Origin of the sequence: Achromobacter sp. JD-1 (assembly GCF_038594925.1) — a bacterium.
In the GTDB taxonomy this organism is placed as follows: Bacteria; Pseudomonadota; Gammaproteobacteria; order Burkholderiales; family Burkholderiaceae_B; genus Achromobacter; species Achromobacter spanius_C.
Genome location: NZ_JBCGCS010000010.1, coordinates 21229 through 45391 on the forward strand (window position 1 = coordinate 21229; position 24163 = coordinate 45391).

Consider the following 24163-nt stretch of genomic DNA (forward strand, 5'->3'; position numbering starts at 1 on the left):
ATGCAAGTCACCAACGACATGTCGTTGCTTTCGCTGATTTCGCACGCCAGCGTGCCGGTCCAGCTGATCATGCTGATGCTGTTGGGCATCTCGATCATGTCCTGGACCTACATCTTCGCCAAGCGCTTGGCCATCAAGCGCGCACACACCCAGACCCGCCGTTTTGAAGACGACTTCTGGTCCGGCGGCGACTTGTCCATGCTGCAACAAGCGGTGGCTTCGCGCCGCGACGAACAAGGCGCCCTGGCCCGCATCTTCGATGCCGGCATGACCGAATTCCTGAAGGCGCGCCGCGGCAATTCCGCCGGTGACGCCACCGCCCTGCTGGACGGCCCGCGCCGCGCCATGCGCGCCGCCTACCAGCGCGAAATGGACGCACTGGAATCGCACCTGAACTTCCTGGCATCCGCCGGTTCCGTGTCGCCGTACATCGGCCTGTTGGGTACGGTCTGGGGGATCATGCACGCCTTCATCGGCCTGTCGAACATGCAGCAAGCCACGCTGGCTTCGGTAGCGCCGGGCATTGCGGAAGCGCTGATCGCCACCGCCATCGGCCTGTTCGCGGCTATTCCCGCCGTGGTCGCCTACAACCGTTTCACGAACGACATCGACCGCATCTCGATCCGTTTCGACAGCTTCGTCGATGAATTCCTGAACATTCTGCAACGGCAGGTGCGCTAATGCCCTCGGTAAGCTCACGCGGCAGGTCCGGCCGCCGCATGAAGGCCGACATCAACGTGGTGCCGTATATCGACGTGATGCTGGTGCTGCTGGTCATCTTCATGGTGACGGCTCCCCTTATCACGCCCGGCCTGATCCAACTTCCCTCGGTCGGGGCAGCTTCGGACGTGCCCGTGAAACCGTTGGAAGTCCAGATTTCGGAAGACGGCAAGATCGCCCTGCGCATGCGCGAGCCCGGCGCCACGATGCAGGACATCGCGCGCCCGGAGCTCGTGGCGCAGGTGCGTTCGCGTATTACCGCTGAAACGCCGGTGGTCATTGCCGCGGACGGCAAAGTGCCTTACGAGACGGTCGTGAAGGTGATGGACGAATTGCGCACCAACGGCATCACCCGCCTAGGCTTGCTGGTGGACCAATCCGCCGCCGGCACTTCCCAGCCCGCATCCGCGACTAAACGCTAACGCGCCGCCTTCCGCCGGCTTGGCCGGCATGCAACGCCCATGACGCCACCCATTATTCGACACCGCAGCGGCCCACCGGCCACCCCGCCTAACAACGACAACCGGAATGCGCTCATTCTGGCCGTGGCGGTGCATTTGCTGCTGCTGGTCGCCTTGATCTTCGGCGTGAACTGGCGCACTGAGGCCCCCGGCCCCGTCCAAGTCCAGCTCTGGGCCGAAGGCGATTCGCCGGACGCTCCGCCGCCCACGCCGCAACCCGAGGCCAAGCCGCAGCCGAAACCCGAGCCCAAGCCGGAACCCGAGCCCGAAAAGGCGCCCGAACCGCCGCCGCCTCCGCCGCCCCCTCCTCCGCCTCCCCCCGAACCCGAGGTTCAGGCGAAGACCGAGGAAGTCGACCCCGAAATCGCCATCCAGGAAGCGAAGAAGAAACGCGAGCAGGAAGAAAAGGCGCGTGAAGCCGCCGAGGCCAAGGAAAAGGCGCGTCTGGAAGAAGAGCGCAAGCAAGCCGAACTAGAAGAGAAGAAGCGCCTGGAACGGGAACGCCAGGCTGCCGAGAAGGCCGCGGCTGCCAAAGCGGCTGCGGAAAAAGCGGCCGCTGACAAGGCTGCTGCTGAAAAGGCTGCCGCAGAGAAAGCGGCAGCGGACAAGGCAGCCGCCGAAAAGAAGGCTCGCGAAGACGCCGCCAAGAAGGCTGCCGCCGACAAGGCCGCGGCTGAAAAGGCGGCGGCAGAGAAAGCCGCGGCCGACAAGGCAGCGGCAGCCAAAGCCGCCGCTGAAAAAGCAGCAGCCGAAAAGGCGGCCGCCGAGAAGGCTGCCGCCGCCAAGAAGGCCGCCGCGGACAAGGCGCTGAAGGAAGCATTCCGCAACGACGCCCTGGGCGCCGCCGGCATGCCGGGTGGCACAGCAGACCGCAATCAAGCGGGCGGTGGACGCGACAACGGCTATGCCGCGAAGGTCCGTGCTTGCATCCTCCCCGGCGTGGCTTACCAGCCTCCGCCCCGCAACGGGTCCGCGAATCCCACCGCACAATACCGGGTACAGTTAGGGACTGACGGGAAAGTGAACGGCGTGAACTTGACCCAATCTTCGGGGAATCCGGCCTTCGACCGCGCAGTCGAAACGGGTATCCGCCGTTGCAACCCCTTCCCGAAGCCCTCGACGGGCGGCTACGACAAGTTCATTGACGTAGTGCACAAAATGTATGATTGACAGGAGATTGATGAATATGACTCCCGCTTATAGCCGACGAGGCTCCCTCCTCGCTCTCTGGCGATCGTATGGGCTAGGTTTGCTGATGCTCGCGTTATGCCTGATGGTTGCCAAGCCCGCCCACGCGCAATTGCGCGTTGATATTTCCGGCACGGGCGCCACGCAGTACCCAGTCGCAATTGCCGACTTTGCCGTCGACGACACCCATGGCCGAGCCCTGGCAGAAGTGATCCGCGCCGACCTGACCCGTACGGGCCAGTTCCGCCTGATCAACGCCGCCGGTTCCGGTCTGAATGTCGACTCCCCCGTCGCCCACGACGATTGGCGCGGCAAAGGCGCCGACTTCCTGGCATATGGCAGCATCACGCGTGGCGCCGATGGCCGTTACGACGTGCGCTACCGCCTGGCCGACACGGTCAAGAAGGGGCAGTTGGATGGCGTGGCGTTCTCGGGCACCGAGCAAGAGCTGCGCCGCGTGGCCCACCAGATCGCCGACCGCATCTACGAGAAGATCACCGGCGTTCGGGGCGTGTTCTCGACACGTATTGCGTATGTGCTGAAGAAGGGCGCCACCTACGAACTGCAAGTGGCCGACGCTGACGGGCAGAATCCGCAGGTTGCCCTGCGTTCGCGCGAACCCATTATTTCGCCGTCCTGGTCGCCCGATGGTTCCAAACTGGCCTATGTAAGTTTTGAGTCCGGCAAGCCTGTTGTGTATGTGCATACGCTTGCCACCAGTGCGCGCGTGCCGGTTGCCAACTTCAAGGGTAACAACAGCGCACCCGGCTGGTCGCCCGACGGTTCCAAGCTGGCCGTGGCATTGACCCGAGACGGGCTGTCGCAAATTTACGTCGTTGGCGCGACGGATGGGTCCAATCCCACGCGAATTACGCGTTCTCCCGGGATCGACACCGAACCGACCTTTACGCCGGACGGGGCTTCCATTATCTTTACCAGTGACCGCAGCGGCGGGCCGCAGATCTACCAGACCGGCTCGACAGGTGGCGACGCACGCCGCCTCACGTTTAATGGTGGTTACAACATCTCACCCCGAATTTCCCCCGATGGATCGACGCTGCTGTACGTTGCAAGACGCGACGGCGCGTTTCGAATCGCGTCGTTGAACCTGTCCACAGGCTCCGAAACCTTGATCACTGATGGTCGTGACGATCAGTCGCCAAGTTTCGCGCCGAATGGCATGCAAGTCCTATACGCCGCCATTCAAAATGGTCGTAGCGTACTTGCGGGTGTTTCGAGCGATGGCCGCGTACGACAGACGCTTTCGGTACTGAACGGGGAAATACGTGAACCGACTTGGGGCCCATTTACCCGATAACACGTGTGACTCTCTTTGCAAAGGAACTATCATGAAGTCGCGCATTGCCAAAAGCCTGACCATTGCCGCTCTGGCCGCCACCCTGGCGGCTTGCAGCTCCGTCCCTCTCGACGATAAAGCGGGTCAGGGCGGAGGCGCTGGCCAAGGATCTTCGGCCTCTGGCCAAATCCTTGATCCCTTTAACCCCCAAAGCATCCTGGCGCAACAGCGCTCGGTGTACTTTGATTTCGACAGCTACACCGTGTCGGACCAGTACCGCGGCTTGGTCGAAACCCACGCCCGCTACCTGGCTTCGCACCAGCAGCAGAAGGTCAAGATCGAAGGCAACACCGACGAACGCGGCGGTGCTGAGTACAACCTGGCCCTGGGCCAGCGTCGTGCAGACGCCGTGCGTCGCATGATGACCCTGCTGGGCGTCAGCGACAACCAGATCGAAACCATCAGCTTCGGTAAAGAAAAGCCGAAGTCGACGGGTACGTCGGAAGCCGACTTTGCTGAAAACCGCCGCGCCGATATCGAATATCTGCGTTAAGCTTTTCGCTTAGTCCAAGAGCCCTACCACGCGTCGGGACGGTCAGCCGGCCGTCCCGACGTTTGTTTTTATACCGGGAATATTTATGCGCGATAACGTTCTGTCCCTGCGTCCTCTGATTGTGGCCACCGGCCTGGTGCTTGCGGCTCTGGCAGCGCCTGCTCACGCTTTTTCCGACGATGAGGCCCGCAAGGCCATCCTGGATTTGCGCCAGCAGGTTCAGCAGCAGAACGAGCAAAGCCAACGCGCCAAGTTGCAATTGGCTGACCAGATCCAAGCCCTGCAGCAGGAAATTGCCCAACTGCGCGACCAGTTGGAACTGGTGTCCCGCCAGCAGCCCAGCGCCCGTCCGGGCGCGCCTAGCAACACCAACCCGCCAGGCGCCTCCGCGGGCGATCCGCAAGAGCAGGCAGCCTATGATGGCGCGATGGACCTGTTCCGCAAGGGCCAGTACAAAGACGCCGCCGAGTCGTTGGCCGCCTTCACCGCGCTCTACCCCAACAGCCAGCTTGCCCCCAGCGCCCAGTTCTATCTGGGCAGCAGCCGCTACGGCATGAAAGACTTCAAGGGCGCCATCGAGCAGTTGACGGCCATGGTCCAGAAGTCTCCCGACAACGCGCGCGCGCCGGACGCCCTGCTGATCATTGCGGGTGGCCAGATCGAATTGAACAACCGCGCCGGCGCCAAGGCCACCTTGCAACGCATCGTGCGCGACTACCCGAACGCCCAGGCCGCCAGCACGGCCAAGAGCCGCCTGCAACTGCTGCAGTAATGGCGAGCGCCGCAAGCGCGGTCAGCGCCTACCGGCACATCGTGCGCCGCCGCGCAGGGCTTATCGCCCTGCTGCTGGCGGCGATTTTCATGGCGCTGCTGATCGACTTCACCATCGGGCCTTCCGGCCTGCCCTGGCGGGATCTTTGGCGCACCTTGACCACGCCCGCTTCCGCCGACGCGACGTACCGTGTGATTGTCTGGGACATCCGGTTGCCCTCCGCATTGATGGCGGCGCTGGTTGGCATGGCCCTGGGACTGGCCGGCGCCGAGATGCAGACCATCTTGAACAACCCCCTGGCCAGCCCCTTTACGCTGGGCGTGTCATCGGCCGCCGCGTTCGGCGCGTCGCTGGCGATTGTTCTGCAATTGGGCGTACCGGGCATTCCCGACGCCTGGCTGATCGCGGGCAACGCTTTCCTGTTTGCGATGCTGGCGGCGCTGTTGCTGGACGTGGTCGCACGATGGCGCGGCATGAACACCTCAGGCGTCGTGTTGTTCGGCATCGCGATGGTGTTCTCGTTCAATTCCCTGGTGTCGCTGGTGCAGTTTCTGGCCAGCGCCGAAGCACTGCAAAGCCTGGTCTTCTGGACCATGGGGAGCCTGTCCCGCTCGAATTGGACAAGCGCGGGGGTCGTGGCCCTGTCCATCATCATTGTCCTGCCCCTGGCGATGCGCCAGTCATGGAAGCTGACCGCGCTGCGGCTGGGCGAAGACCGCGCCGCCAGTTTCGGCGTTGACGTACGCCGAGTGCGGGTGGCGGCTCTGGCGCGCGTAAGCCTTTTGTCGGCCTTAGCCGTAGCGTTTGTCGGCACTATCGGCTTCATCGGCCTGGTGGCGCCGCACATCGCGCGACGGCTATTCGGCGAAGATCATCGCTTTTATCTACCCGGTAGTGCATTGGTGGGCGGCTTGATCTTGTCACTGGCGTCGGTCGTGTCCAAGAACCTGGTGCCCGGCGTGGTCGTGCCCGTGGGCATTGTCACGGCGCTGGTCGGCATTCCATTCTTTCTCGCGGTGATCTTGCGCCGCCAACTGCCATGACACGCGGTGCGGCCTTGAACGTGCATCAACTGAGTGCGGGCTATGCCCGCGACGATGTGCTGCATGCGCTGTCGATTCCGTCGCTGGCCGCGGGCGAAGTCACCGCCCTGCTCGGGCCGAACGGCAGCGGTAAATCGACCTTGCTGAAAGCCTTGGCGGGGCTGGTGCGCACCCGCGGCGGCAGTGTCTTGCTGGACGGGCAGGACCTAAGCCGACTGGGGGTGGGAGAGCGCGCCCGGCATCTGGTCTACCTGCCGCAGAGCCTGCCCGCCGCCGTGCACTTGAGGGTGTTTGAATCCGTGCTGGTCGCTGCGAACGCCAGCCGGCACGCGTCGACGCCTGCATTGGCTTTGACGGACATCGACCATCTGCTGGAGCGACTGGGCATTGCGCATCTTGCGCTGCACTACCTGGACGCGCTTTCCGGTGGGCAGAAGCAGTTGGTGGGGCTGGCGCAGGCACTGATCCGGCAACCCCGCGTGCTGCTCCTGGACGAACCCTTGTCCGCGCTGGACTTGAACTACCAGTTTCACGTGATGCGCCTGCTGAAACAGGAAACGCAGGAACATGGGCTGATCAGCGTCATCGTTCTGCATGACCTGAACGTGGCGCTGCAGCACGCCGATCGGGCGGTAATGATTCAACACGGTCGCCTGCACGCAGAAGGCACGCCGGCCGAGGTGATCACACCGGACTCCCTGGCCGCGGTGTATGGCGTGCAGGGCCGCGTGGAAGCGTGTTCGCGCGGACTACGGCAGGTGCTGATCGACGGGCTGGACGAGCACCCGCGCTGACATCGACGCTTGGCCGATGTGCTTGGCCGATGTGCCTGGCCAAGCACTTGGCCCACATAGGCGTGGTCAACCGCGCTGGGCCACATCCACCACCGGTGCGCCCGTCATGTCGGCAAGTTGCCGCGGCGTCAGGTTGAACACGGCATGCGGATGGCCCGCGGCGGCCCACAGGCTGTCGTAATTGAAGAGATCCGCGTCCAGCAGCATGACAGGTTTGACGGCGTGGCCGATGGGGCACACGCCGCCGATGGCGTAGCCCGTCATGTCGCGCACAAATTTGGCGTCGGCCTTGGCAAGCGCCCCCACCTGCTCCGCCACCTTGGCCTCGTCCACGCGATTCGCGCCGCTGGCAATGACCAACACTGGAGCATCATCGGACGCACGCCGAAAAATGATCGACTTGGCAATCTGCGCCACCTCGCAGCCCAGGCCCGCCGCCGCTTCCGCCGACGTTTTGCCAGTTTGCGGCAGGATCACAACCGGCTTGTCATGCCCGATTTCCAGCAACAGGCGGGCGACGCGTTGGGCGGATTCGGGCAACAGGGCAAGGGACTCAGGGGACATCGTGACAGACTCCATGGATACAAGACGGCAGCGGTGCAGGCGCTGCGTTCGGAAAGCCGACGCTGAGTTTATCAGCGCCGCCCCGGGGCGCTTGGGCAGATGGGACGCCGCCAGTGCCGGGCTAGAATGCGGACCTGGCCTTTCCGCTTTCTTCGCCCATGCGTTCCGAACCTGTCCTGCCCCTGCAAACCGCCCTGATAGGCGGCTACGCCATGTCCTACACCGAATACGGCAGCGGCGTGCCGCTGGTGCTGGTGCACGGGTCACTGTCCGACTGCCGCTACTGGAAGTCGCAGATGGCGCCGCTGGGCAAATCGTTCCGGGTGCTGGCCGTGTGCCTGCGCCGGTATTGGCCCGAGACCTGGGACGGCGAAGGCGAGGGGTTTTCCATTGAGCAGCACGCCGCCGACGTGTTGGAATTCATCGATACCGTGGCGGGCGGCCCTGCTCATCTGGTGGGCCATTCCCGCGGCGGCCGAGTCGTGCTGGAAGCGGCGCTGAGCCAGCCCGATGCCGTACGCAGCCTGACTTTGGCCGACCCGGGCCTGCCGCTGCCTGGCGGCGGCGACGCGCGCGGAGGCTTCCGCCAGCGGGCCTTGACGCTGATCCGCCAGGGCGAGGTCGAGCAAGGTCTGGCGCTGTTCGTCGACACCGTGACCGGGCCTGACACCTGGCAGCGCATGGTGCCCTGGTTCAAGGAAATGGTGCGCGACAACGTGGGCACGCTCTTCGGCCAGGCCGACGAACACCCCGAAGCGCTGACCCCGCAACAGATCCGCACCCTGAAGCTGCCCACGCTGTTGATCGGCGGGGCACTGAGCCCCGCCCCCTACCCCGCCGTGCTGGACGCCTTGTCGGAATGGCTGCCACAGGCGCAGCGCGTGACTGTGGTGGGCTCTTCCCATGGCATGAACCTGGGCAACCCGCGCGCCTTCAATGGCGCCATCCAGGAATTCATCGGCGGCTAAGGCTCAAGCGCTGCGCTACGCTGCGTAGGCGCTCAGCGCCCCGAGCCTTGCGCCGCGATGATCTCCTGCGCCACCTGGCGCGGCGCTTCGGCGTAGTGCTTGAACTCCATCGTGTACGTGGCGCGGCCCTGCGTCAGCGAGCGCAACGACGTCGAATAGCCGAACATCTCGGCCAGCGGCACTTCGGCACGCACGACCTTGCCACCGCCACCCGCAATGTCTTCCATGCCCTGCACCATGCCGCGCCGCGAAGACAGGTCACCCATGACGTTGCCCGTGAAGTCTTCGGGCGTTTCCACCTCGACCTGCATCATCGGCTCAAGCAAGACCGGGTCAGCACGGCGCATGCCTTCCTTGAAGGCCATTGACCCCGCCATCTTGAAGGCGTTTTCGTTGGAATCCACGTCGTGGTACGAGCCGAAGAACAGCGTGGCCTTCACATCGACCACCGGGTAGCCCGCCAGCACGCCCGCGTTAAGCGATTCGCGAATGCCCTTGTCGACTGCCGGAATGAACTCGCGCGGCACCACGCCGCCCTTGATGGCGTCGACAAACTCATAGCCCTTGCCGGGTTCTTGCGGCTCCAGCTTCAACACCACATGGCCGTATTGGCCGCGTCCGCCTGACTGCTTGACGAACTTGCCTTCGACCTCGTTGCAGACCTTGCGGATGGTTTCGCGGTAGGCCACCTGGGGCTTGCCGACGGTAGCCTCGACGTTGAACTCGCGCTTCATGCGGTCGACCAGGATTTCCAGGTGCAGCTCACCCATGCCCGAAATAATGGTTTGGCCGGATTCCTCGTCAGTGCGCACGCGGAATGACGGATCTTCCTGCGCCAGCCGGTTCAATGCGATGCCCATCTTTTCCTGGTCGGCCTTGGTCTTGGGCTCCACCGCCTGCGAAATGACGGGCTCGGGGAAGACCATGCGTTCCAGGATGATGATGTGGCCCGGGTCGGTCAGGGTGTCGCCGGTGGTGACGTCCTTGATGCCCACAGCCGCGGCAATATCACCCGCGTATACCTCGGTGATTTCGCGCCGCTCGTTGGCGTGCATCTGCAGGATGCGGCCCAGCCGTTCCTTCTTGCCCTTGATGGGGTTGTAGACAGAGTCGCCAGATTTCACCACGCCTGAATACACGCGGAAGAACACCAACTGGCCGACGAAAGGGTCCGTCATGATCTTGAACGCCAGGGCCGAAAACGGTTCGTTGTCGGCGGAATGGCGTTCAATCTCGCCGTCTCGTTCGTCGTGGCCCTTGATGGCGGGCACGTCCAACGGCGACGGCATGTAGTCGATGACGGCGTCCAGCATGGCTTGCACACCCTTGTTCTTGAAGGCGCTGCCACACAACATGGGCACGATCTCGTTGGCGATCGTGCGCGCGCGCAGGCCCTGCTTGATCTCGTCTTCCGTCAGGGTTTCGCCCGACAGGTACTTTTCAAGCAGGGTTTCGTTGGCCTCGGCGGCTTTCTCGACCATCTTGTCGTGCCACGTCCGCGCCTCGTCCTGCATGGCGGCGGGAATGTCCACGTACTGGAACTTCACGCCCTGGCTGGCGTCGTCCCAGATGATGGCCTTCATCTTGACCAGGTCGATCACGCCCTCGAAGTGGTCTTCGGCGCCCACGGGCAGTTGGATCGGCACGGCGTCGCCTTTCAGGCGCTCGGCGATCTGGCGCTGCACGCGCAGGAAATCGGCGCCCACGCGATCCATCTTGTTCACGAACGCCAGGCGCGGCACCTTGTATTTGTTGGCCTGGCGCCAGACGGTTTCGGACTGCGGCTGTACACCGCCCACGGCGTCATAGACCATGACAGCGCCGTCCAGCACGCGCATGGACCGTTCAACTTCAATGGTGAAGTCGACGTGGCCCGGGGTGTCGATGATGTTGATGCGGTGTTCGGGGTAGTTGCCCGCCATGCCTTTCCAGAAGGCGGTGGTGGCGGCCGACGTGATGGTGATGCCGCGTTCCTGCTCTTGTTCCATCCAGTCCATCACGGCGGCGCCGTCGTGGACTTCGCCGATTTTGTGGGTAATGCCGGTGTAGAAGAGGATGCGCTCGGTGGTCGTCGTTTTGCCCGCGTCGATATGGGCGCTGATGCCGATATTGCGGTAAAGCTCGATGCGCGTCTTGCGAGTCATGGCCTCTTCCTTGCAGTAACCACTAGGCAGTACGGCAAGCCCGACCGGGCGCTGCCGCGGCGGGCGCCATGCCGCGTTTCGTAGGGGGTAATGCGTAACCGCGCCCGCGCTGATGCGTGAATATTACGCGCCGCGCGCCAAGTTTCAAGCATTGCCACTACGGCCGACCCGGAATCCCGACGTCATGGCTCAGCGGCGCCCCCTGCGCGGCAATGACACGGGCGGCGCCCACAAAAAAGCCCCTCTTGCGAAGAGGGGCTGCGCGCGGCGCGCAGGGCGCGGCGGCGATCGGGTCAGGCGCGAACGCCTTGCCTTACTTCTTGTCTTCCTTGACGCGATACACCAGCACGGCGGTGGTGGCCAGCGACAGCACCTTGGCGGTGACGCTGCCCAGCAGCAGGCGCGACAGACCGCTGCGGCCGTGGCTGCCGATGAAGATCAGGTCGCAGCCGACGTCAGAGGCGGCTTGCACAATGCCGTCAGCCACGTTGAAGTTGGACACGGCGCGCGATTCGGACTTGACCCCGGCGGTATCGGCGCGGTCGGTGATCTGCTTCAGATACTTGTCGGCTTGCTCGGCCGATGCCTTCTCGTAGTCTTCATCGGTAATGGCGTAGGCGGCGGCCATGCCGTCAAAACCAATGGTGGCCGCGAAGGGCTGTGTCACATACAGCGCGACGACTTCCGCCCCGACCGAACGTGCGAAGGAAATGCCCGCGTTGGCGGCTTGGGCCGACAGAGGCGAACCGTCGGTGGGAATCAGGATCTTCTTGAACATCTTGCCTGCTCCTGTTTGAGAGGAATATTTATGCTACCGGAAAGCCACGCGGCTCACATCAATGGAATCCCGCGGGCTTGACGCGCGTCAACCTAATTGCTGGGCGGCGGCGAACAGGTTGGTGCAGCGCGTGCCGGTGCGGCAGTATGCCAGCACGGGGCCCGGCAGGGTGTTGAGCAATTCGGCAAAGCGCACCACGTCCGAAACCGTCATGGCGCTGCCCACCACGGGTTGGTATTCGATCTTCAGGCCAACGGCTTCAGCGGCTTTGGACACATCCGCGGCAGTGGGCTGGTCTGGACCGCCTTCGAAGTCGGGGCGGTTGATGATGACGCTTTTGTAGCCTGCGGCGGCAACGTCGGCCATGTCGTCGGGGCCGAGTTGCGGCGCGACGGCGAAGTTTTCAGTCAGGGGCTTGATCGGTGCGGACATGGCGGTTCCTTCAAATAGATAGCTGCACATTATTGATTGTAGGAGCCGTTTTGCGCGAAGAGTTTTTCCAATTGGGTCCAGATCCCGCGGTCATCGGCAATCGAGACGGAAAAACGCAGCATGGTCGACGGCGCCTGCGACGGTGAAAACAGCGTGCCCGGCGCCAGCAGCATCCCTTGGTCGGCAGCTTCTCGCGCCAGCACCTCGCTATCGCGTCCACAGTCGGCCCAGACGAACATGCCCGCGTTGGGCTCGTGCGGCACCGTCAAACCCAGCTTCAGCAGGCCTTTCAGGCACCGTTGGCGCGCCTCGTCCACGCGGGCGCGGACGCGCTCGATGTGGCGGCGGTATTGCCCTTCCATGAGAATGCGATGGATCACGCGCTCGCCGAGTTCGGGCGAGGTCAGGCCGGCAAGCATTTTAAGGTCGGCCAGTTTCTGCAGGATGTCGGGGTTGGCCGCGACAAAGCCCACGCGCAGGCTGGCGGCCAGCATCTTGGAATAGCCGCTGACCAGGATGACGCGGTTCAGTCGGTCAAGCACGGCCAGTTTCATGGCGCCGCCGGGATGCAATTCACCGTAGGTGTCGTCTTCGACGACCATGAAGTCGTGGCGTTCGGCGATGCGCAGGATGTCGTACGCCACGCCCGCCGACAGTGTGTGGCCGGTGGGGTTGTGCACGGCGCTGTTGATGATGAACAGCTTGGGCTTGTGCTCGGCGGCCAGTTGCTCCAAGCGGCTGATGTCCGGGCCGTCCGGCCCACGCGGCACGCCGATCAAGCGCGCGCCGAACGCGGCCAGTCGGCCAAAGATGACGAACCAGGCGGGGTCTTCGACCAGCACGGTGTCGCCCGGTTTGACCAGGTGCCGCGCAATCAGGTCCAGGCCATGCGTGACCCCGTTGGTGGTCAGCAGATTCAGCTCGGGGTGGGCGGGCACGCCGTCGTTCTGCAGCGACGCCGCAATCTGCTGGCGCAACGGCGCAAAGCCCTGCGGGTGCCCGTAACTGACCAGATGCGCGCGCACTGACCGGCCCACCGCGCGCACCGCGCCAGCCACCATTTCCGGATCCAGCCAGTCGGCCGGCAACAAGCCCGCCCCGCCCGGCATGCCCTGGGCGGCGGTTTCGCGAAACATGCTGCGCAACAGCCAGGCAATATCGATGCGTGCAGGCGGCGCGAGCGACGTGGCCGGCGCGGCGGCCACCGCCGCCAGGGGGCCGCTGCGCGCGCGGACGAAAAAGCCGGCCCCCCGGCGCGACTGCACCAGGCCTCGGGCCACCAGGCGGTCATACGCCTCGACCACGGTGAACCGGCTGACGCCCGACTGCTCGGCCATTTTGCGGATGGAAGGCAACCGCGTCCCCGGACGCAGGCCTTGCTCGTCGATGCGGCGCGCCAGGCCGTCGGCCAACTGCGTCACCAGCGAGGCATCGGCCTGCCGCACGGGCAGCCAGGGAAGAGAGGAAGCGGGGGGAGGTGCAACTGTCATGGGAATTTGACCAGGCCAGTGATTAAAGTGATATGCAAAGGTGTACCGGTACTGTACCGATAACTATGCGTAGAGTGACAGCAATACGGCGCGCCCGCAACGGGTGTGCGCCCTTTGTCTCCCGGTAATCACATGCCCCGTTCCGCTCTCTACCCGCCAGCCCAGGCTGAGTCCGCCGCGCCGCCCTCTGTATGGGAAGGCTATGGTTACGGCTTCCTGGGCGTCCTGGTGTTCTCCCTGACGCTGCCCATGACTCGTCTGGCCGTGGCCGAACTGGCCCCGCTGCTGGTCGGGTTGGGCCGGGCGCTGGTGGCGGCCGTACCGGCCATCGCCCTGCTTTGGGTGACGCGCAGCCGGCGTCCGAACCGGCAGGAATGGCCCGGCGTCATTCTGGCGGCCTTGGGTATTGTGGTGGGTTGGCCGCTGGCGTCGTCGCTGGCAATGCAGACGGTGCCGGCCGCCCACGGGGCAGTGTTCAACGGGCTGCTGCCGCTGTCGACGGCCGCCTTTGCCGCGCTGCGCAGCGGCGAACGGCCCTCTGCCGCCTTTTGGAGCTGGGCGATCGCGGGCGCGGCGTTGGTCACGGTTTATGCGCTGCGCCAGGGTGACGGCACCTTGACCACGGGCTACCTGTGGTTGCTGGTGGCCGTTGTGCTGGGCGGCATGGGGTATGCGGAAGGGGGACGCGCGGCGCGCACGCTGGGCGGTTCGCGCACCATTTGCTGGGCGCTGGCGATCAGCGCGCCCGTCGTCGCCGCGCCCGTCGGCTGGATGGCGGCGCAAGCCGTCTGGCCCAGCGCGGCCGTGGTGTCAGCTTGCGCGTATCTTGCGATCGGATCCATGTTTCTTGGATTCTTCGCCTGGTATCGCGGCCTGGCTGTGGGCGGCATTGCCCGGGTCGGACAAGTGCAGTTGCTGCAACCCTTTCTGACCGTCGTGGCGGCCGCATTGTTGTTTGGCGAATCCGTGGAGGCATCGACGTTCGTCTTCGCCGCTGCCGTGATCGCCGTTATTGCCGGCGGACGCCGCGCCATCGTAAGGACCCAAAAATGAATCTGCTCCCCACCAACTGGGGCGACGTGCCCCTGGCCTCCATGTCGCTGTTGGGGCCGCTGGCCCTGTTTGCGCTGGTCAGCTCGATTACGCCGGGGCCCAATAACGTCATGCTGGCGTCGTCTGGCCTGAACTTTGGCTTTCGCCGCAGCATGCCCCACCTGCTGGGCGTGAATCTGGGGTTCACCTTGATGATTTTCCTGGTGGGCATCGGGCTGGGCTCGGCATTCCAACGGGTACCCGAGCTCTACACCGTGCTGAAGTATGCGGGCGCCGTCTACCTGCTTTATCTGGCCTGGAAGATCGCCAACGCCGGCGAAATGGAAGATGGCGAAGCTCGCGGCAAGCCGTTCACGTTTCTGCAAGCCGCGGCGTTCCAGTGGGTCAACCCGAAGGCCTGGGTGATGGCGGTGGGCGTGGTGGCCACCTATACGCCGCAAAACGGCTTCTTCGCCAATCTGGTCATTGCCACGGTGGTTTGCGGCGTGGTCAACCTGCCCAGCATCGGCGTATGGGTCACCTTCGGCACCGCGCTGCGCCGCGTGCTGCACAGGCCCTGGGCGATCCGCGCATTCAATGTAGGCATGGCGCTGCTGCTGGTCGCCTCGCTGTATCCCGTGGCGCTGGACCTGCTGCGCTGAAGCCCAGGCCGCTGGCGCGCGCGGGGTGTTGACGGCCCCGGCGCATCCGGGAGTATGCTGACGGCGGAACCCAGCCGGCCCGACAGGGTCATATTTTCCATGCCCGCCCTGCCCCGCTTTTCGCCCCGCCGACTATTCATCGCCGCCCTGCTTGCCGCCGCCAGCGTGGTCGGCTGCTCGCAATTGGACTCCTGGCAACGCCAGACGATCTTTTCACCCCAGTCCGAACCACAAACGTGGTGGCGCGAACCTGCCGCCGGCACCGAGGTTTATGACCTGAAGCTGGCCAACGGTGACAAGATTCGCGCGTGGTACCGGCAAAACTCCCGGGCAAACGCGCCCACCGTGCTTTACCTGCATGGCGCGCGCTGGAACCTGAACGGCAGCGCATTTCGCATCGACGGATGGGCGCGCATGGGCTATTCGGTGCTGGCTATCGACTACCGGGGCTTTGGGGCCTCGACGCCGCGCCTGCCCTCGGAAGAAAGCGCGCAGGAAGACGCCATGGCGGGACTGAAGGAATTGGCCCGGCTGCAGCCAGACCCAGCGCGCCGCTTCGTCTATGGCCATAGCCTGGGCGGCGCCATCGCCATCGACCTGGCGGCCCGCCCCGAACAACCCGAATTTGCCGGCCTGATCGTGGAATCCAGCTTCACCAGCATCGGCGCCATGCTGGGCACTTTGCGCTGGGGAAAAGTGCCCGGCGCCGGGCTGTTGGTCACCCAGCCCTTTGATTCGGTGGACAAACTGGCGCGCATGCAAACGCCCATGTTGTTCATGCACGGCACGGCCGACCGCGTCGTGCCGCACACGATGAGCGACGAACTGTTCGCCGCCGCCCGCAACGTGGCGCCGGAGCTCAAGCGCTTGGTAAAAATCGAAGGCGCGTCGCACTCGGGCGCCTTCCGTAGCGGCCCTCAATACGATGCCGCCGTCAGAACCTTCATGCAGGACGCCTCGCGCGCCTATGCCAACAAGGAAGGCTAGGCTCCGCCTTCACGTGCGCCATTTCGCTAGGTTACGATACTGATCGGCGCAAGCTACTGGCCGATAGGCAATGGCGCAAGCCGAAGGAAAGCAACCATTCATGGCAGGAGCAGAGCCCAAGCGGCGCGCCGCGGACGTCGCCTACGACCAGATCGAAAGCATGATCGCCACGCTGCAATTGGAGCCGGGCAGCGCGGTCGTGGAAGCGGATCTGGTTGAGAAAACCGGCCTGGGGCGTACGCCGCTGCGGGAAGCGCTGCTGCGCATGGTGGCGGCTGGCCTGATCCGCCAGGAACCTCGGCGCGGCCTGCGCGTGTCGATGATCCAACTGGCGGACCACATGGACCTGATTCAGACCCGCCGCGCGCTGGAGCATCTGATTGCCGCCAACGCCGCGCGCCGGGCCACACCCGCGCAGCGCAGCCAGATCGTGGAATGCGCGACGCAAATGATCCGCGCCTCGGAAGGCGGCAACCTGGACGACTACATGCACGCCGACCAGTTGCTGGACCACGTCTGCCACACGGCCTGTCGCAACGAGTCGGCGGTGAACGCCGTTGAACCGTTGATCATTCAATGTCGGCGCTTTTGGTACGCCTATCAGCACGAAGGCGATATCGCCGAAGGGGCACGCCGCCACATGGCGATGGCTGAGGGCATCGCCACCGGCAATGAATCCGCCGCCATCAAGGGCGCGGATTCATTGATGGATTACTTGGAGATGTTCACGCGCAAGGTGATCAGCGCGTGATGCTGGCGGCCGCCGAAGGCACGGCGTCTGCGTGCTTGCCCCGGTTCAGCCACTGCATGACGCGAGGACGCGAGCGGTCGTAAGCCAGGTTGTAAAGGAAGGCATAGGGCAGGTAGAACAGCACCAGCGCGATGTCCAGCACGAAAGCTTCCCACAGGCTGATATTGAGCCACCAGGCCGCCAGGGGAATCACGATCAGGATCAGGCCCAATTCGAAGCCGAAGGCGTGAACGACGCGTACGCGCATGTTGCGGGTGATGCCCAGACGGTTTTCCACGCGGTCGAAGCCGGCGTTGTAGATCATGTTCCACACCAGGGCGATCCAGGCGATCACCGCGGTCAACACGCCCATTTCGAACAAGGACTTGCCCATGGCCCAGGCTGCGGCGGGCGCGCACAGGCCGATGGCCAGGATTTCGAACAGAAAAGCGTGAAAGAAACGTTCTTTCAGGGTTTTGCTGCCGGGGTTTTTGCTGCTAGGGGTTTTACTGCTTTGGGCTGGGGTTTTGGGGGTTTGCATCTTGACCCACCTACGGTCGGATTCACGGAACGGTGGCGATTTTCGAGGATTTTTCCGGTACGATAAAGATACTATCCATCGGAAAAACCGATATCACTATGCGCCACTCGCTTGAATCCCTGGCGGCCTTCGCCCAGGTCGCCTCCGAAGGTTCCTTCTCAGCGGCCGCGCGCAAACTGGGCAAAAGCCAGTCCACCATCAGCGAGACCATCGCCAACCTGGAGGTGGACCTGAATGTCACCCTCTTCAACCGCAGCCAGCGGCAGCCCGTTTTGACGGAAGCCGGCCAGGTGCTGCTGGGCCAGGCGTTGCAGGTGCTGGCCGCCAACGACCGCTTCAACCGCAGCGCCAATCAGCTGGCCGAGGGTCTGGAGCCCAGGCTGACCGTGGTGCTGTCGGACACGTTTCAATCAAAGACATTCGAGAATATGCTCAGCCAGATCGACCAGCGCTATCCGGCGCTGCGCTTCGAATGCCTGATTGCCGAATACGAAGACGTGGTGGCGCTGGTGCAGCAAGGCCGCGCACACCTGGGCTTGATGGCTGCACAGGACGACTATCCGCCCGACGTGGCCCACGCGACGCTATCCGAGCTTTCCGAGATCGTGCTGTGCGTGGGCCGCAACCATCCGCTGGCCAGCCAACCCAACGTCGGCACCGATGCGCTTGGTACGGAACGCGAACTGCGCCTGAGCACCTTCGAACTGGACGATAAAGACGCGGCGCCGCCCAACGCAACGTGGTCGGCGCCGGGTTACCTGATGCTGCTGGAAATGGCGAGCCTGGGCTTTGGCTGGGCTGAACTGCCCCGCTGGATGATTCAACGCTTTGGCCGCGAGCAGCTAGTGGAACTGACGGTGCCGGGTTGGCCCCGCCACATCCGCGTTGACGCCGTGTGGTCCACTCGCCGCGCCTTGGGGCCGGCTGGGGCCTGGCTGCTGGATAGCCTGACCCGCGACGCATCCCGGCAGGGTGCTTGACCCCCGCCCCGCCACCATTCAATGCGCGGGTAGCCGAGAGATCCGCACGCCATTGGCGTTCATCCAATCACCGAGCTTCGGGCTGACCAGTACGTCGAACTCGGCGCGGCGCTGGCTTGACATCGGGTTGCCGTCCTGGCTGCGCATGGCGGGATGGCACATCAGCAAGTCGCCGTCGCGCGCGTTGAACAGCCAGTGCTGCAACAGGTCCGCATAACGCCGCTTGCCGCCTTCGAATCCATACACGCCCAGCAGCCGGCGGTTGGTGCGCAACCCATCCCGACTGGCCTGGCGTGCCAACGCGCCCGCGCCCAGCGCCCCGATGAGGCGCGCCTTGATCGATTCCTTGAGTGGAATGCCGCAAAGCATGCCGGGGGCCGTCTGGCGCAACCAGGGTCGATGCGCGCCCTGGCGGCGCTTCAACTGCGACAGCACCTGATCGCGTATGCCCGGCAACTGATGCACGTGCTGATGGCCGTCGACATAATCCGGCACGCGGCCGAACGCGGCTTCAAACGCATCGAACTGCCGATTCAGTTGCGCCTGGACCCAACCCGCATCCAGCCGGCCCGCGTAGGCCTTGAATATCAACGTACCCAAGGAAGGCATGGGCTCGGCTCCGCCATCCAACGATTCGGACAGGTTCACATGCAGCCCGATATCGACGTTGCCATCGCGCAGGCGATGGGCGTTGGCGGCAACCGTGGGCCCCAGCGCCAGGCAACTTACCGCGCTGATCCGGCGCATGTCGGCCAGTGCAATCATGGCTTCATCGATGTCGGCATTCATGCCAAAATCGTCGCCGCAGACAATCACTCGCTTGCTCATTGCATTACCTCAAGTTTCCTGTTCACGCTGGCCATCAATGCGCCCCTTGCTTCACCAAATCAGCCTCTTTGTCGCCGTCGGATGTGCCGCGGCTGCAACCCATTGGGCGGTTGCCGTGGGCTGCGTCGAGGCCGTCGCCATGCCGCCCTTGGGCGCCAATCTGATCGGATGGCTGATCGCCTTCGCGGTGTCGTTCGCGGGACACTATCGGCTGACGTTCCAACACGCCCAGATTCCCTGGACCATAGCAATCCGTCGTTTCTTCTTGATTTCAGCCGTGGGCTTCGTCATCAATGAATCGGCGTATGCGTTGCTGCTGCACACCACCAACATCCGCTATGACGTTTTGCTGGCATTGATCCTGATAGGCCTGGCAGTCGCCACATTCGTGGCGAGCCGGCTGTGGGCCTTTCGCAGACCCGTCACCTGAGCAACGCGCGCCGGGATCAGAAGTGCGCCAAGGTCAGCCGCCGGGCTTGCCGGCGTCCGTGCTGGCGTCCATGGCCCGGCCACGACGTTGCCGCACCACATACAGCGGCCGCCCCTTGACCTCGTCAAAGATGCGCGCGACGTATTCGCCCACGACACCCAGCGAAATCAGGTTCACGCCGGCAAAGAAAAGGACAGCGGTAACGATGGTCGTCCACCCCGAAACGGGGTTGCCTGAATGCAGGTAATCGCCCACCAGATAGGCCGCGTAAGACATCGCCGCCAACGCGAAGACCACGCCGGCCAGGCTCACCATCCGCAGCGGCCAGGTGGTAAAGGCCGTCAAGCCGTCCAATGCCAGGCGAAACAGGCGCAGCCCGCCAAAGCGGCTGTCGCCATGCATGCGCTCGTCAGGGATGTAGGGCAACGCTTCGCCTTTGAAGCCGACCCAGGCGTACAGGCCCTTCATGAAGCGGGTACGTTCAGGCAAGGCGTTCAGCGCGTCCACGACGCCCCTATCCATCAAACGGAAATCGCCCGCGTGCGCCGGCACATCGATACCACGCGCACTGCTCAACAGCTTGTAGAACCAGCGTGCGCCGGATCGCTTGAGCCAAGACTCGTCCTGACGGGTCGCGCGCACGGCATAGACCATTTCCGCACCCGCCGCCCAACGGGCCAGCATCTGTTCGATCAAGGCGGGCGGGTGCTGCAGGTCGGCATCCAGGCTGATCACGGCGTCGCCGATGGCGGCTTGCAGCCCGGCGCTCAACGCGGCTTCCTTGCCGAAGTTGCGCGATAACTGCACATAGCGAAAGCCCGCGTGCTGCGTCCATTCGGCCATCAGCGATTCCGTGGCATCCGTGCTGCCATCGTCCGCCACGATGATTTCCCAGCGTGAGCACAGCGCAGACAGCCGGCCACGCAAGAGCGGCAACAAAACGCGCAGATTCTCTGCTTCGTTCAGGCAGGGAATCACGCAAGAAACACTACTGTCATATGGCACCACGACGGGCGCCACGTCTGGTGCGTTGGCGGACACGACTGCCCCGCCCGCGGACCAAGGTGTTTGCAGCGGGTACGGCTTGGTCAGCGGGCGCTGAGGAATCGGATCAGACCGGAAATGAAGATGCATAAGACGGTGGTCTAGAAATGCAGGGAATGCAATGACGCGAAGTATGGGCGGCGCTGCGTCGAATTTTCATGAAATGCCCCCGCGCGCGCCTGCCCACCGGCTGAAGGCAGCCCCGCAACCGCGTCTATGCGTCCCCGATTCACCACGCCGCGCGACGCGGTGTCCCGCTCCACATCGTTAAAATGCGCGCCAGTTTTCGTCTTTACAGGTTGTTATGCCATACCGAGTCCGACCTATGCTGGCCAGCGACGTGGACGGCATCTTGGATACCCAGGCCCTTGCCTATCCCGACTTTCTGCTGGAAAGCGCTGCGTTCTTTTTGAATCGCTTGCTGCTCGCGCCCGATCACTGCTGGGTGGCTTGCGCGTCAGATGACGACGCCCTGCTGGGCTATCTGATCTCGTATCCCTGGGACGCGGGGTTACCACCCGCGCTGGGCGTGGCGTTGACGGCGCTGCCCGCGCAAGCCGACCACTGGTTCCTGCACGACTGCGCCGTCGCGCCAGCCGCGCAGGGGCTGGGGGTGGGCCGTGCGCTATTGCACACGGCGGCCACGCGCGCCGTGGAATGCGGACTACAACGCGCAAGCCTGGTGTCGCTGGCGTCGGCGGCAAGCTACTGGCACCGCCACGGCTACCGCCCCCTGCCCGCCGCGCCCGATCAAAACGACTTGGCCTTGGCCGACAAATTGGCGGGCTATGGCCCTCAAGCCCGCTACCTGGCGCGCGGCCTCCCGCTGTAGCCGCCCTTTCCCGGACCTTGCAGCGCAAGGCCCGGCGCGTTGCCGCTTCTCATCTATACATCGCGACATCCGCGGTCGTAATATAGGGTCGCAATCCAGTGATGTGGCGGCAACGGTTCCGATAGTCTGACTTGCTGCGCCCCCGCGGGCGCGAAGGTTTATATGATCTCGCTTTCGCCCGTCCAATCTTTGCTAGCGTGCTGCCTGGTGCTTGTCATCGGCCGCGTGCTGACCACCCACATCGGCATCCTGCGCCGCTACAGCATTCCCGACCCCATCGTCGGCGGCCTGCTGTTCGCCATCCTGGCCTACGCCCTGGCTAACTGGGGCGGTGTTTCCGTCTCGATGGAAACCAGCATCCGGCCCACCTTGCTGCTGCTGTTCTTCGGCTGCATCGGCCTGACCGCAAACCTGAAACTGCTGGCCAAGGGCGGCCCCCGCCTGATCGCCTTTCTACTGGCGCTGATCCCTTTCCTGATCCTGCAAAATGCCGTGGGCCTCGGCATGGCCTGGCTGCTGGACATGCATCCGCTAATGGGTCTCTTGGGCGGCACCATCACCCTGGTCGGCGGGCATGGCACCGGCGCCGCTTACGCCACCCGCTTTGCCGACTTCAACAACATCCAGGACGTCATGGCGCTGGCCATGACATCCGCCACCTTGGGTCTGGTGCTGGGCGGCGTGGTGGGGGGCCCGGTGGCGGAATGGCTGATGCGCCGGCACAAGCTGGCCGGCAGCCTGGACCCGCAGGCAGATACCGGCAACAAGGTGCCAGACCTGGCCGAGCCCACGGAACCCGCCACCGCCGGGTCGTTCATCGTGTCGATGACGGCGGCGTTTGTCTGCCTTGTGGTGGGCGGCTATCTGGCGATGCTGGTCGAAGGCGCACCGGTCAGCCTGCCCAACTTCCTGTGGTGCCTGGCCACCGGCGTGCTCATCCGCAACGGCGGTGCGCGCCTGGGCCTGAAGCTGGACGACCGCGCCACCGAAATCATCGGCACCATCGCGCTGTCGCTCTTCCTGGGCATGACCATGATGACGCTGGACCTGTCCAGCGTGGCGCGGCTGGCCGGCCCGCTGGCCCTGATGCTGCTGGTGCAAACGCTGTTCTGCGCGCTCTATGCCGCCTGGGTGGTGTTCCGGCTGCTCAAGCGCGACTACGAAGCCGCCATCATGTCGGCAGCTTTCTGCGGCTTCGGCCTGGGCGCCACCGCCACCGCCATCGCCAACATGCAGGCTTTGACGCGCCGGCACGGCCCCGCGCCGGAGGCGTTCATCGTGGTGCCGGTCACGGGCGCATTCCTGGTCGACATCTTGAACGTCATCGTGCTGACGTCCTTGATCTCCTTGCCGTTCGTGGGAGGGATGTGACCATGTTCAAACGCCTTGTCCTGATCGCGCTCTGCTTGATGCTGGCCGCTTGCGGCCGCGCACCCGACGCCGATGCGCTACGTGCCGACGTCAACACCGCCCTGGCAACCACCTATGGCGAGGGACTGTTCCGCATCACGGACCTGAAACGCCGTGGCTCCGCCGCCGACAGCAATGCGCCCCCGGGCGAAAGCCGCCGTGTGGTGTATTACGACGTCGAACTGACCCTGGGGCGCGACATCGCGTTGGGCGCCTGGGACCAGCCCGGCGCCGCGTCGCTGGTGACCTTGCTGGGCGCGGGGCCACGCAGCATCATCGGCGTGAAATCTGGCGGCAACCAGGCCGGCGACCGTCTGGTGGCCCACGCCAGCGCCATCTATCGCCAAGAGGGCGATACCTGGAAACGCATTACGCCGGCGGGCTTCAAGGCAGCCGAAGCGCCGTCGCTGGACACCGGCGCCCCGCCGCCCGTCACCCGGCGATTGCTGGACGCCCTGGACCAGATCACCCATTCCGTCGCCTACAACGCGTCAAGCACGGCACAGAATGTGGTGCAGCAGGAACTGGAACGCTCGGTCGCGCGCATCAACGGCCGGTTGGCGCGCCTGCAACAAGGCTACCCGCTGGCGGGCGGCCCCGACGGTGGTGAATACGTGGCATTCGCGCGCGCCCTCAGCGCCGTGGCGCGCGCCCGCCAGATCCGCGTAACGCCGCTTATTACTGGCGGCGGCGCCGAGAACATCGCGCTGCTGCGCAGCGGCGACGCGGTGGTGGGGCTGGCGCAAGCCGACACCGCGCGCCTGGCCTATGAAGGCCGTGGCCCGTTCGCCGCGCAGGGGCCATTCGGCAGCTTGCGCGCGCTGGGCAGCCTGTATCCGGAACTGGTTCATATTGTGGTGCGCGATGACCCCGCATTGCAGGGCGTGCGCGACCTGAAGGGCAAGACCATTGCGCTGGGGCCGGAAGGTTCCGCCGTGCGCGCCACGCTGGAGGCCGTGCTGGCCGCCCACGGGCTGCAACCCGGGCGCGACTACACGGTGGCCGACACGCCTTTCGCCACGTCCCTGCCCGCGCTGAATGCCGGCACGGTGGACGCGGCGGCTCAGGTCATCGGCGTGCCCGCCACGCCGTTGCGCGATGCGCTGACCCAGGCGCAGTTGAAGCTGCTGCCCCTGGACCCTGCCGCGATCAAATCGTTGACGGCAAGCAACAGCGACCTGATGCCCTTGGAAATCGCGGCGGGCACGTATCCCAACCAGTCCGCGCCCGTCACCACCGTCGGCACGGCGGCGCTGTTGCTCACTACGGCAAACCTCACCCGCGACGAAGCGCTGGTGGTGGTGCGCGCCGTCTACCAGACCGGGCAGGACCTGCTCGCTGCCGGCTCGACCCAGGGCGCGCAGGTGTCGGTTGCCAATGCGCGACGCGGCCTCAGCGTGCCGCTGCACGACGGCGCCGAGGAAGGTTTGGCGGGGTTGGAGCACGCCAAGCCGCACTGATCGCGGATGCGCTTATGATTGCG

At 64.6% G+C, this 24163-nt stretch carries 26 protein-coding genes; 18 read left to right on the forward strand and 8 right to left on the reverse strand.

The window, feature by feature from the left end; translation table 11 throughout:
* The 8 genes from tolQ to WBR68_RS16655 all read left to right on the forward strand — a co-directional run bounded on the left by tolQ (position 1) and on the right by WBR68_RS16655 (position 6828).
* Complete coding sequence (tolQ, locus tag WBR68_RS16620; RefSeq protein WP_046807611.1) at positions 1-681, forward strand: protein TolQ; 681 nt, start codon at positions 1-3, stop codon at positions 679-681.
* Positions 681-1142: an ExbD/TolR family protein gene (locus WBR68_RS16625; protein ID WP_050449183.1), complete on the forward strand. Its 462-nt coding sequence runs from the start codon at positions 681-683 to the stop codon at positions 1140-1142. Before tolQ ends, WBR68_RS16625 begins: the two co-directional genes overlap by 1 nt.
* 39 nt (positions 1143-1181) lie before the next feature.
* Positions 1182-2351 (forward strand): cell envelope integrity protein TolA, encoded by a 1170-nt coding sequence (gene tolA / locus WBR68_RS16630; RefSeq protein WP_050449182.1) that lies wholly within the window; start codon positions 1182-1184, stop codon positions 2349-2351.
* A gap of 16 nt (positions 2352-2367) precedes the next feature.
* Positions 2368-3687: a Tol-Pal system beta propeller repeat protein TolB gene (tolB, locus tag WBR68_RS16635; protein ID WP_050449207.1), complete on the forward strand. Its 1320-nt coding sequence runs from the start codon at positions 2368-2370 to the stop codon at positions 3685-3687.
* 31 nt (positions 3688-3718) lie between these two features.
* Positions 3719-4219 carry a peptidoglycan-associated lipoprotein Pal gene (gene pal, locus WBR68_RS16640; protein WP_050449181.1) on the forward strand — a complete coding sequence of 167 codons (501 nt, stop codon included), beginning with the start codon at positions 3719-3721 and terminating at the stop codon, positions 4217-4219.
* 85 nt (positions 4220-4304) lie between these two features.
* Positions 4305-4991, forward strand: coding sequence for a tol-pal system protein YbgF (gene ybgF, locus WBR68_RS16645; protein ID WP_050449180.1), 687 nt, complete (start codon positions 4305-4307; stop codon positions 4989-4991).
* Positions 4991-6034, forward strand: coding sequence for a FecCD family ABC transporter permease (locus WBR68_RS16650; protein ID WP_230694766.1), 1044 nt, complete (start codon positions 4991-4993; stop codon positions 6032-6034). Before ybgF ends, WBR68_RS16650 begins: the two co-directional genes overlap by 1 nt.
* Positions 6031-6828, forward strand: a complete 798-nt coding sequence (locus WBR68_RS16655; protein WP_050449178.1) for an ABC transporter ATP-binding protein — start codon at positions 6031-6033, stop codon at positions 6826-6828. The genes WBR68_RS16650 and WBR68_RS16655 overlap by 4 nt, the downstream gene beginning before the upstream one ends.
* 66 nt (positions 6829-6894) lie before the next feature.
* On the opposite strand, the gene WBR68_RS16660 is transcribed toward WBR68_RS16655, so the two are convergent.
* Positions 6895-7392, reverse strand: a complete 498-nt coding sequence (locus WBR68_RS16660; protein WP_050449177.1) for a YbaK/EbsC family protein — start codon at positions 7390-7392, stop codon at positions 6895-6897.
* A gap of 158 nt (positions 7393-7550) precedes the next feature.
* On the opposite strand from WBR68_RS16660, the gene WBR68_RS16665 reads away from it, so the two are divergent.
* Positions 7551-8360, forward strand: a complete 810-nt coding sequence (locus WBR68_RS16665; protein WP_230694767.1) for an alpha/beta fold hydrolase — start codon at positions 7551-7553, stop codon at positions 8358-8360.
* A gap of 32 nt (positions 8361-8392) precedes the next feature.
* On the opposite strand, the gene fusA is transcribed toward WBR68_RS16665, so the two are convergent.
* The 4 genes from fusA to WBR68_RS16685 all read right to left on the reverse strand — a co-directional run bounded on the left by fusA (position 8393) and on the right by WBR68_RS16685 (position 13159).
* A complete protein-coding gene (gene fusA / locus WBR68_RS16670) occupies positions 8393-10504 on the reverse strand; it encodes an elongation factor G (RefSeq protein ID WP_230694768.1) in 2112 nt (703 codons plus the stop codon).
* 313 nt (positions 10505-10817) lie between these two features.
* A complete protein-coding gene (locus tag WBR68_RS16675) occupies positions 10818-11282 on the reverse strand; it encodes a universal stress protein (RefSeq protein WP_050449174.1) in 465 nt (154 codons plus the stop codon).
* Between the two features lie 87 nt (positions 11283-11369).
* Positions 11370-11714 (reverse strand): TIGR01244 family sulfur transferase, encoded by a 345-nt coding sequence (locus tag WBR68_RS16680; protein ID WP_050449206.1) that lies wholly within the window; start codon positions 11712-11714, stop codon positions 11370-11372.
* 29 nt (positions 11715-11743) lie between these two features.
* Positions 11744-13159: an aminotransferase-like domain-containing protein gene (locus WBR68_RS16685; protein ID WP_127186243.1), complete on the reverse strand. Its 1416-nt coding sequence runs from the start codon at positions 13157-13159 to the stop codon at positions 11744-11746.
* Positions 13160-13336: 177 nt separating this feature from the next.
* Between WBR68_RS16685 and WBR68_RS16690 the strand changes: the two genes are divergently transcribed.
* The 4 genes from WBR68_RS16690 (at position 13337) to WBR68_RS16705 (ending at position 16636) form a co-directional block, all read left to right on the forward strand.
* Complete coding sequence (locus WBR68_RS16690; protein WP_127183450.1) at positions 13337-14257, forward strand: DMT family transporter; 921 nt, start codon at positions 13337-13339, stop codon at positions 14255-14257.
* The gene (locus WBR68_RS16695) at positions 14254-14898 is read left to right on the forward strand and encodes a LysE family translocator (protein ID WP_230694769.1); all 645 of its coding nucleotides are present in this window, start codon (positions 14254-14256) and stop codon (positions 14896-14898) included. Before WBR68_RS16690 ends, WBR68_RS16695 begins: the two co-directional genes overlap by 4 nt.
* A gap of 99 nt (positions 14899-14997) precedes the next feature.
* Entirely contained in the window at positions 14998-15885 is an 888-nt protein-coding gene (locus WBR68_RS16700) for an alpha/beta hydrolase (RefSeq protein WP_230694770.1), read from the forward strand.
* A gap of 100 nt (positions 15886-15985) precedes the next feature.
* Positions 15986-16636, forward strand: a complete 651-nt coding sequence (locus WBR68_RS16705; RefSeq protein ID WP_050449169.1) for a GntR family transcriptional regulator — start codon at positions 15986-15988, stop codon at positions 16634-16636.
* On the opposite strand, the gene WBR68_RS16710 is transcribed toward WBR68_RS16705, so the two are convergent.
* Positions 16626-17156, reverse strand: coding sequence for a multidrug/biocide efflux PACE transporter (locus WBR68_RS16710; RefSeq protein ID WP_230694771.1), 531 nt, complete (start codon positions 17154-17156; stop codon positions 16626-16628). The genes WBR68_RS16705 and WBR68_RS16710 overlap by 11 nt on opposite strands.
* Positions 17157-17254: 98 nt before the next feature.
* Here WBR68_RS16710 and WBR68_RS16715 point away from each other — a divergent pair, with 98 nt between their 5' ends.
* A complete protein-coding gene (locus WBR68_RS16715; protein WP_050449168.1) occupies positions 17255-18136 on the forward strand; it encodes a LysR family transcriptional regulator in 882 nt (293 codons plus the stop codon).
* An 18-nt stretch (positions 18137-18154) separates the two neighbouring features.
* Here the strand turns inward: WBR68_RS16715 and WBR68_RS16720 are convergent, their stop codons facing one another.
* The gene (locus WBR68_RS16720; RefSeq protein WP_230694772.1) at positions 18155-18964 is read right to left on the reverse strand and encodes a ChbG/HpnK family deacetylase; all 810 of its coding nucleotides are present in this window, start codon (positions 18962-18964) and stop codon (positions 18155-18157) included.
* 37 nt (positions 18965-19001) lie between these two features.
* On the opposite strand from WBR68_RS16720, the gene WBR68_RS16725 reads away from it, so the two are divergent.
* On the forward strand, positions 19002-19394 hold the full coding sequence (locus tag WBR68_RS16725; protein WP_050449166.1) for a GtrA family protein: 393 nt from the start codon (positions 19002-19004) through the stop codon (positions 19392-19394).
* 33 nt (positions 19395-19427) lie between these two features.
* Here the strand turns inward: WBR68_RS16725 and WBR68_RS16730 are convergent, their stop codons facing one another.
* Positions 19428-20528 (reverse strand): glycosyltransferase family 2 protein, encoded by a 1101-nt coding sequence (locus WBR68_RS16730; protein ID WP_083447520.1) that lies wholly within the window; start codon positions 20526-20528, stop codon positions 19428-19430.
* Positions 20529-20763: 235 nt separating this feature from the next.
* Here WBR68_RS16730 and WBR68_RS16735 point away from each other — a divergent pair, with 235 nt between their 5' ends.
* The 3 genes from WBR68_RS16735 (at position 20764) to WBR68_RS16745 (ending at position 24140) form a co-directional block, all read left to right on the forward strand.
* A complete protein-coding gene (locus tag WBR68_RS16735) occupies positions 20764-21270 on the forward strand; it encodes a GNAT family N-acetyltransferase (RefSeq protein ID WP_127183447.1) in 507 nt (168 codons plus the stop codon).
* A 162-nt stretch (positions 21271-21432) separates the two neighbouring features.
* Positions 21433-22641: a sodium/glutamate symporter gene (gltS, locus tag WBR68_RS16740; protein ID WP_050449162.1), complete on the forward strand. Its 1209-nt coding sequence runs from the start codon at positions 21433-21435 to the stop codon at positions 22639-22641.
* The gene (locus tag WBR68_RS16745) at positions 22638-24140 is read left to right on the forward strand and encodes a TAXI family TRAP transporter solute-binding subunit (protein WP_230694773.1); all 1503 of its coding nucleotides are present in this window, start codon (positions 22638-22640) and stop codon (positions 24138-24140) included. The genes gltS and WBR68_RS16745 overlap by 4 nt, the downstream gene beginning before the upstream one ends.
* Positions 24141-24163: the final 23 nt, after the last annotated feature.